This window comes from Pseudomonas sp. 57B-090624, from assembly GCF_003234055.1.
GTDB classification, from domain to species: Bacteria; Pseudomonadota; Gammaproteobacteria; order Pseudomonadales; family Pseudomonadaceae; genus Metapseudomonas; species Metapseudomonas tohonis.
This window is the reverse complement of sequence record NZ_QKRU01000077.1, coordinates 24,294-32,773: the sequence shown is the minus strand read 5'-3', so window position 1 is coordinate 32,773 and position 8,480 is coordinate 24,294. Positions and strand designations below refer to the sequence as shown.

General features: G+C 66.4%; 6 protein-coding genes and 1 pseudogene. 5 read left to right on the top strand and 2 right to left on the bottom strand.

Annotated features, from left to right (window positions below):
• Positions 1–199: pseudogene (locus DMX10_RS27040) on the top strand (hypothetical protein); the annotation flags it as partial.
• A 95-nt stretch (positions 200–294) separates the two neighbouring features.
• On the opposite strand, the gene DMX10_RS27035 reads toward DMX10_RS27040, so the two are convergent.
• The gene (locus tag DMX10_RS27035; RefSeq protein WP_031287724.1) at positions 295–1,167 is read right to left on the bottom strand and encodes a DUF6685 family protein; all 873 of its coding nucleotides are present in this window, start codon (positions 1,165–1,167) and stop codon (positions 295–297) included.
• A gap of 148 nt (positions 1,168–1,315) precedes the next feature.
• On the opposite strand from DMX10_RS27035, the gene DMX10_RS27030 reads away from it, so the two are divergent.
• Entirely contained in the window at positions 1,316–1,537 is a 222-nt protein-coding gene (locus DMX10_RS27030) for a DUF2835 domain-containing protein (RefSeq protein ID WP_111263998.1), read from the top strand.
• A 53-nt stretch (positions 1,538–1,590) separates the two neighbouring features.
• Positions 1,591–2,616 carry a quinone-dependent dihydroorotate dehydrogenase gene (locus DMX10_RS27025; RefSeq protein WP_111263997.1) on the top strand — a complete coding sequence of 342 codons (1,026 nt, stop codon included), beginning with the start codon at positions 1,591–1,593 and terminating at the stop codon, positions 2,614–2,616.
• A gap of 97 nt (positions 2,617–2,713) precedes the next feature.
• Here the strand turns inward: DMX10_RS27025 and rmf are convergent, their stop codons facing one another.
• Positions 2,714–2,929: a ribosome modulation factor gene (gene rmf / locus DMX10_RS27020; protein ID WP_111263996.1), complete on the bottom strand. Its 216-nt coding sequence runs from the start codon at positions 2,927–2,929 to the stop codon at positions 2,714–2,716.
• 430 nt (positions 2,930–3,359) lie between these two features.
• On the opposite strand from rmf, the gene rlmKL reads away from it, so the two are divergent.
• The gene (gene rlmKL / locus DMX10_RS27015; protein ID WP_111263995.1) at positions 3,360–5,546 is read left to right on the top strand and encodes a bifunctional 23S rRNA (guanine(2069)-N(7))-methyltransferase RlmK/23S rRNA (guanine(2445)-N(2))-methyltransferase RlmL; all 2,187 of its coding nucleotides are present in this window, start codon (positions 3,360–3,362) and stop codon (positions 5,544–5,546) included.
• A gap of 143 nt (positions 5,547–5,689) precedes the next feature.
• Complete coding sequence (locus tag DMX10_RS27010; RefSeq protein ID WP_111263994.1) at positions 5,690–8,476, top strand: diguanylate cyclase; 2,787 nt, start codon at positions 5,690–5,692, stop codon at positions 8,474–8,476.
• The last annotated feature ends 4 nt before the right edge of the window (positions 8,477–8,480 follow it).

Sequence of the window (8,480 nt, the reverse complement as noted above, 5' to 3'; positions counted from 1 at the left end):
GGCCCGGGTCACTCCGCTGGATGACAGCGAAACCCGCTATCGCCTGGTGCTGGAGGCCCCCGATGGCCTGGGGCTGACCTGGCACCTGCGCACCGACCTGGGCGCGGGCCCCCTGGCGCTGCTGCAATTGCGCGGCTTCAGCCTGCCGGCGCGGATCTTCCTCGAACCCGGCGGCGCCTCGCGCCAGCTGGCGCATTAAGGAGCGCAGCCATGAGTCTGTCTGTTCTTGAGTGGTTTCGGGTTCAACGAAAATCCTTCGCCAACGGTACTTGGTCTGTGTGACGTAAGAGGCAATCAGCCGAGGGCGTAGAGGTAGCGCACCACATCGGCGGCGCCGGCCAGGCGCAGGCCTTCGCCAAGGGCGGTGGCCTCGGGGTGGTCCTTGGGCAGCAGCAGGAGTTCGGGGGCGCCGCTGTTCTTCAGCAAGGCGAGGCGGGCATAGGGGATGCCGCCGTCGAGCAAAAGGCCCATGAAGGCCGGGTCGCTCCATGCCTGCACCGGCATGGCCAGTACGTGGTAGTGGGCGTCCAGCTCGGCGAGGCCTGCGGGGTTGAGACGGTAGGTGGCGAGTTCGGCCGGCAGGCTGATTTCCAGCTCGCGGCGGCGGGCGTAGGCAATGGCGGCGGCGAAGGCTTCCAGGTGGTGAGTCCCGCTCCAGAACACGCGTTTGCCGTGCCAGCTGGATTGGCACAGGCTGATCCGCTCGCCGGCCAGGAAGCGTGGCAGCGGCAGGCTGACGGCCTTGACGAAATCCTTGTAGCTGATGATGCGCACGCTGCGGCAGGCCGGCGTCGCGGCGAACTCCTCGAAGCTGGGGCAGCTGGGCATCGCGCCGTCGGTGCCGCAGAACCCATCGATCAGGCGCAGGTCGAAATTGGTGAGTTCGCGCTGCTCCAGTTCAACCACACGGATCAGCACCGCGTGGGCCTGGGCCTTGTCTTCCTGCACCGGGCCGGAGAGCGCGCTGCGCGGGAGGTCCACGAGGCGCTGCAGGGGCGGGCCGTTCTGCCACCAGATATCTGCGACCGGGGGCTTCAACTGCTGGAACGGCAAGTGCAGCTGGCTCGCGCTTTCCAGCAGGCGGGGCGCACGTCCTCCCAGGCCGAGGCGTTGCGCGAGGGCGGCCAGGCGTGAGGAAAGAGAGGATGGGGACGACTGCGAACTCATGGCCAGACTAGGACTCCCAGGTCACGAGTGGCAGTGTGGCAGAGGTCGGGCGAGGCTGCACGGCTTTGCCCGGCAATGGGTCCGTACCTGGCGTCCACTGGGGGCGCGGAACGATACTGTCATTCATTTCAACCAAGAGGATGCCTCCATGCCCAGCCTGGTGCTGGATATCTCCCTGACCGCCGAGCGCTTTCTCGCGGTCTACCAGGGCCACGCCAACCGAGTGATGTTGCGCAGCCGCGACGGGCGCAAGGTTAGCCTGCCTGCACATCATTTGCGGCCTTTTCTGACCCATGATGGCATTCATGGTTCATTCGAGCTGGAATTCGATCCCTCCGGGTCGCTGCTGGCGCTACGTCGCCTCGCCTGAGGCGGGGCTGGCAGCTATAATCGCCGGCCCATCCCGCCGATCGATACCCGCCCATGTACACCCTGGCCCGCGAGTTGCTGTTCAAACTGTCCCCGGAAACTTCCCACGAGCTGTCCATCGACCTGATCGGCGCCGGTGGCCGTCTGGGCCTCAACGGCTTGCTGACCAAGGCGCCGGCCAGCCTGCCGGTGAAGGTTATGGGGCTGGAGTTCCCCAACCCCGTTGGCCTGGCCGCCGGCCTGGACAAGAACGGCGACGCCATCGACGGCTTCGCCCAGCTGGGCTTCGGTTTCGTCGAGATCGGCACCGTGACGCCGCGCCCGCAGCCGGGCAACCCCAAGCCGCGTCTGTTCCGCCTGCCCGAGGCCGAGGCGATCATCAATCGCATGGGCTTCAACAACCATGGCGTCGATCACCTGCTGGCCCGGGTTCGCGCGGCGAAGTTCAAGGGCGTGCTGGGCATCAACATCGGCAAGAACTTCGACACCCCGGTCGAGCGCGCAGTGGACGACTACCTGATCTGCCTGGACAAGGTCTACGCCCATGCCAGCTACGTGACGGTCAACGTCAGCTCGCCCAATACACCCGGCCTGCGCAGCCTCCAGTTCGGCGACTCGCTCAAGCAGTTGCTCGAAGCCCTGCGCCTGCGCCAGGAAGACCTCGCCGTCCAGCACGGTCGTCGCGTGCCGCTGGCGATCAAGATCGCCCCGGACATGAGCGATGAGGAAACCGCCCTGGTGGCCGGTGCGTTGCGGGAGTCGGGCATGGATGCGGTGATCGCCACCAACACCACCCTGGGCCGCGAAGGTGTCGAGGGGCTGGAATATGGTGACGAGGCGGGTGGCCTGTCAGGTGCGCCGGTACGTGACAAGAGCACCCATACCGTCAAGGTGCTGGCTGGCGAGCTAGGCGGTCGCCTGCCGATCATTGCCGTGGGTGGGATCACCGAAGGCCGACACGCGGCCGAGAAGATCGCTGCCGGTGCGAGCCTGGTGCAGATCTATTCGGGCTTCATCTACAAGGGCCCGGCGCTGATCCGCGAGTCGGTGGATGCCATCGCCGCGTTGCCGAAGCGCTGATGGCGGACAAATAAAAAGGGCTCCCTCTAGGGAGCCCCTGGGCTTGCGCCCGCCGCCCGGATGGGGCGTGCTTGGTGAAATCGTGTGATCCGTGGTGTCAGCCGACGGCGTGGAGTTCGTTCAGTCGATGAATGCCGGCCGTGCCGGTGAGGCCATCCCAATTGTCGCCGCGACCCTCACGCCAGCCGTTGATCCAGGCTTGGCGGGTGGTGGGATGGGTGAAAGGACAGAGATCGCGGGATTTGCCATGAATGCCGTGCTGATAACCGCGCAGGAATGCTCGTTCCATCGGATCACGCTTAAGTCTTCTCATAGGGTGTAGCCCTCATTTGTTGACTGTTATGTCCATCGGTCCCAAGTCGGGAACCCGGCAGAAAATGCTCTGCCACTGAAGAGCAGTTGCCGGCGTGACTGCCCTTCATCCGCTACCGTTGCGGCAGCGGATTAAGCTGAGTTCTAACCGTTGCCCCGAGGCATTGGAATGATCGTTTTGTCATAAGGACGTAACGAGAATGGCTTCCGGACCATAAGCTGTAGGAGCTTCGGACGGGGCATGAACGGCCCAGGCCTGATGGGATGGGGCCTTGGGAAACCCATGATGTCGCGGTGCTATGGGGCAACGCAGATGAGAATGGGAATTTTCTTATCCGACGAAGGGCCGTTTTGCGACCTTTAGTCACATATTCATGACCGCACGGAGACGCATCCGTGCCGCTGATCAGCCGCAAGGCACTGGAATTACCATGTCGGATGTCTTCGAACTCTTCCTTACCTGCCCGAAAAGCCTGGAGGGCCTGTTGCTGGACGAGGCCACCGGGCTCGGCCTCGCCGAGGCACGCGAGCAGGTGGCCGCCATTCGTGGCCGGGGTGACCTGGAAACCGCCTACCGCCTGTGCCTCTGGTCGCGCCTGGCCAACCGTGTGCTGCTGGTGCTCAAGCGTTTCCCGGTGCAGAACGCCGAGGACCTCTATCAGGGTGTGCTGGAGGTGGACTGGCATGACCACCTGTCGCCCACCGGCAGCCTGGCTGTGGAGTTCAGTGGCCATGGCTCGGGTATCGACAACACCCATTTCGGCGCCCTCAAGGTCAAGGACGCCATTGTCGACAAGCTGCGCACCGCCAATGGCGAGCGCCCCTCGATCGACAAGGTCAGCCCCGACCTGCGCATCCACCTGCGCCTGGAGAAAGGCGAGGCGATCCTCTCCCTCGACCTCGCCGGGCACAGCCTGCACCAGCGTGGCTACCGTCTGCAGCAAGGGGCCGCGCCGCTGAAGGAAAACCTCGCCGCCGCCATCCTGCTGCGTGCCGGCTGGCCACGCATCGCCGCCGAGGGGGGCGCCCTGGCCGACCCCATGTGCGGGGTGGGGACCTTCCTGGTGGAGGCCGCGATGATGGCGGCCGACATCGCCCCCAACCTCAAGCGTGAGCGCTGGGGTTTCTCCAACTGGCAGGGCCATGTGCCGGCGTTGTGGAAGAAGCTGCACGAGGAAGCCCAGGGCCGTGCGGATGCCGGCCTGGCCCGACCGCCCCTGTGGATCCGTGGCTACGAGGCCGACCCGCGCCTGATCCAGCCCGGGCGCAACAACATCGAGCGCGCGGGCCTTTCCGACTGGGTGAAGATCTACCAGGGCGAACTGGCCACCTTCGAACCGCGCCCGGACCAGAACCAGAAGGGCCTGGTCATCAGCAACCCCCCCTACGGCGAGCGCCTGGGCGATGAGGCCAGCCTGCTGTACCTCTACCAGAATCTCGGCGAGCGCTTGCGCCAGGCCTGCATGGGCTGGGAGGCCGCGGTGTTCACCGGCGCGCCGGAGCTGGGCAAGCGCATGGGTATCCGCAGCCACAAGCAGTACGCCTTCTGGAACGGCGCGCTGCCCTGCAAGTTGTTGCTGATCAAGGTGCTGCCCGACCAGTTCGTCACCGGCTCGCGTCGTCCGGAAGCTGCGGCCGAGCCTCAGGCGGGTGCTGCACCTGTACTGGAGCAGGCGCGCCTGTCCGAAGGCGGGCAGATGTTCGCCAACCGCCTGCAGAAGAACCTCAAGCAACTGGGCAAGTGGGCCAAGCGCGAAGGCGTGCAGTGCTACCGCCTGTATGACGCCGACATGCCCGAGTACGCACTGGCCATCGACCTCTATGGCGATCGCGTGCACGTGCAGGAATACGCACCGCCGCGCTCCATCGACCCGGAAAAGGCCCAGGCCCGCCTGCTGGACGCCCTGGCGGCCATCCCGCAGGCGCTGGGGGTCGATCCGGCCAACGTCGTGGTCAAGCGCCGCGAGCGCCAGACCGGCACCCGCCAGTACGAGCGCCAGGGCGCACAGGGGCAGTTCCTCGAAGTGGCCGAGGGAGGCGTCAAGCTGCTGGTCAATCTCACCGACTACCTGGATACCGGCCTGTTCCTCGACCACCGTGCCATGCGCCTGCGCATCCAGCGCGAGGCCGCCGGCAAGCGCTTCCTCAACCTGTTCTGCTACACCGCCACTGCCAGCGTGCATGCCGCCAAGGGGGGGGCGCGCAGCACCACCAGCGTCGACCTGTCGAAGACCTACCTGGATTGGGCGCGGCGCAACCTTTCCCTCAACGGCTTCTCCGACAAGCAGAAGCTGGAGCAGGGCGACGTGATGGCATGGCTGGCCGAGGACCGCGGCGAGTACGAGCTGATCTTCATCGACCCGCCGACCTTCTCCAACTCCAAGCGCATGGAAGGCGTGTTCGATGTGCAGCGTGACCACGTGCAACTGCTGGACCTGGCCATGGCCCGCCTGGCGCCGGGCGGGGTGTTGTACTTCTCCAACAACTTCCGCAAGTTCCAGCTGGACGAGAGCCTGCCCCAGCGTTACCAGGTGAACGAGATCAGTGCCGAGACCATCGACCCGGATTTCGCCCGTAACCAGAAGATCCACCGCGCCTGGAAATTCGCCGCCCGCTGAGGCGCAGACCCGGCATTGGAGGACGGCGAAAGCCGTCCGTCAGGCGGAAAGGGCGTTGCAGGGCGCCGCATCGGCAAAGTGCCAGTATCTTGGCTAGGTTGTGATCACAGGGATCGTCCCTCATCACCACCTCCGAGGTGAGCATGCAGTCGCTCGTCCAGGGACCGTCCTCCCTGTTTTCCCGCCTGCCTTCCGGTCGCGGCCTGCTCCTGCTGGCCTGCGCCCTGGTGCTGGTCGGCGGCCTCGCCACGACGCTGCTGCTGGCCGCCACCATGTACAGCTCCGAGCGCGTGCAGCTTCGCGAGCGCTTCGTGCAGGTCGCCACCGAGCGCCTCAGCCGGGTGCAGGAGCGCCTGGGCGACCAGCTCAAGCAACTGGACGCCCTGCGGCGCTTCTTCAACAACTCCAGCAGCGTCAGCCGCAGCGAATTCCATGGTTTCGTCGAGCCGCTGCTGAGCGACACCCTGGCCTACAGCTGGGTGCCGAGGGTTGCCGGAAGCGAGCGCGGCGCGTATGAAGCCGAGGCCCGTGCCGATGGCCTGGAGCACTTTCGCTTCCACGAGCTGGATGGCAAGGGCGAGACCATTGCCAGCCCGCCTCGCGACTACTACCTGCCGGTGTTCTACAGCGTCTCCAGTCAGGCCGGACGCATTCCCCTGGGGCTCGACCTCGCCTCCTTGCCGACGCGCCTGGCATTGCTGGAAAAGGCCCGTGCCGGGCACCGGACGGTGGTTTCCGGGCAGCTGAAACTGCTTGGCCTGGCTGCGGGCGACGGCAAGGGCATCCTCGTGGTGGCCCCCGTGTTCGGCAGGGCCGGCAACCCGGCCGACCTGTTGCGCGGCTTCGTGATCAGCGTCATCGACCTGCGCCAGGAACTGGAGGCCGGCATCCCCGAGGAGGTGCTGGGCAGCGTGGCCATGCGGGTTACCGACACCACCGACGCGGCCCATCCGCAGCCGCTCTACCAGAGCGAGGCCGTCGCTGCCGATGGCGAGCTGACCCTGGCGCGCGACATCGTCTTCGCCGACCGCACCTATCGCCTCGAGCTGAGTGCCAGCGACCACTTCATCCATACCAACCGGACCGGCGTCTGGTACCTGGTGGTCGCCACCGGCGGGCTGATCACCCTGCTCCTGGCGGCGTACCTGATGCTGCTGATCAACCAGCGCCAGCGCGCCTTGCGCCTGGTGGCCGAACGCACCCGCGAATTGCACGAGCGGGAGCTCGAACTGAAGCTCAGCGAGGAGCGCTGGGGCTTCGCCCTGGACAGCGCGGGCCATGGTGTCTGGGACTGGGAACTGCAGGCAGGGACGGTGTTCTACTCGCCGGCGTGGAAGCACATGCTCGGCTACCGTGCGGACGAGGTGGCGGACGAGCTGGACTTGTGCCTGCGCCTGCGGCACCCGGACGACGCCCCGGCGGTCGATGCGGCCCTGCAGCGACATCTGCGCGGCGAGGTGCCGATCTACCAGAGCGAGCACCGCATGCGGCGCAAGGACGGCTCCTGGGTGTGGATACTCGACCGCGGCAAGGTGGTGGAGTGGAATTCCGATGGCTCGCCCCGGCGCATGATCGGCACCCAGACCGACATCAGCGCCAGCAAGGCGGCCGAGCTGCAGCTGGCGCTGGCCCACGGTCAGCTGCGCGGGGTGCTGGATGCCGCCACCCAGGTGTCGATCATCGCCACCGACGTCGACGGCTTCGTCCTCCAGTTCAACGTCGGTGCAGAACGCATGCTCGGCTACAGCGCCGACGAGATGCTCGGCAAGCGACCCCGCATGCTGCACCTGGAATCGGAGATCCAGGCGCGCTGCGAAGCCCTGTCGAAGCGCCTGTCACGGCCCATCCGCGACTTCCATCACTATGTGGTCGAGGTGACCGCCGGCGATTGCTACGACGAACACGAGTGGACCTACGTGCGCAAGGACGGCAGCCACCTCACCGGCAACCTGATCCTGACCGAGGTGCGCGACCAGAACGACGCACTCATCGGCTACCTGGGCGTCGCCGTCGATGTCACCGATCGCAAGCGCGTGCAGGAGGCGCTGGAAGACCGTGATCGCCTGCTGCAGAAGCTCAGTGCACAGGTGCCCGGTGCCATCTACCAGTACCAGCTGTACCCCGATGGCCGGCACCTCTTCCCCTACGCCAGCGCCGGTGTGCGCGACATCCTGGAAGTGGAGCCCGAGCAGGTGAACACCGATGCCTCGCTGGCCTTCACCCGCCTGCACCCCGAGGACCTGGAGCGGATCTACGCCAGCATCCTGCATTCGGCCAAGGCCATGCAGACCTGGCGCGAGGACTTCCGCGTGCTGTTGCCACGCCAGGGCCTGCGCTGGTTGCGTGGCGAGTCCGAGCCCGAGCGCATGGCGGACGGCAGCGTGCTCTGGCACGGCTACATCACCGACGTCACCGGGCACAAGCTGGTGGAACAGGAGCTTCGCGCGCTGTCGATCACCGACGCCCTGACGGGGGTCTACAACCGTCGGCACTTCCAGGAGCGACTGGAGAACGAGATCGCCCGTGCCCAGCGTCGCGAGGGGCCGCTGGCGGTGGTGATGCTGGATGTCGACCACTTCAAGCAGGTCAACGACATGCATGGCCACGAGGCGGGTGACCGCGTGTTGCGACAGTTGTGCCAGCGTCTCGGCGGGCGCCTGCGGCGCATCGATGTCCTCTGCCGGTTGGGCGGGGAGGAGTTCATCGTGCTCTGCCCGGATACCAACCTGGAGCAGGCGCACACGCTGGCCGAGGCGTTGTGGCAATCCCTGCTGCGCGAGGAGATGCCCGGCGTCGGCGTGATCACCGCCAGCTTCGGTTGCGCCAGCTGGCGCGAGGGCGAGACGGCCGATGCCTTGCTGCGGCGCGTGGATTCGGCGGTCTATGCCGCCAAGCAGGGCGGGCGCAACCAGGTGCGGGACGCGGAGTGACCCA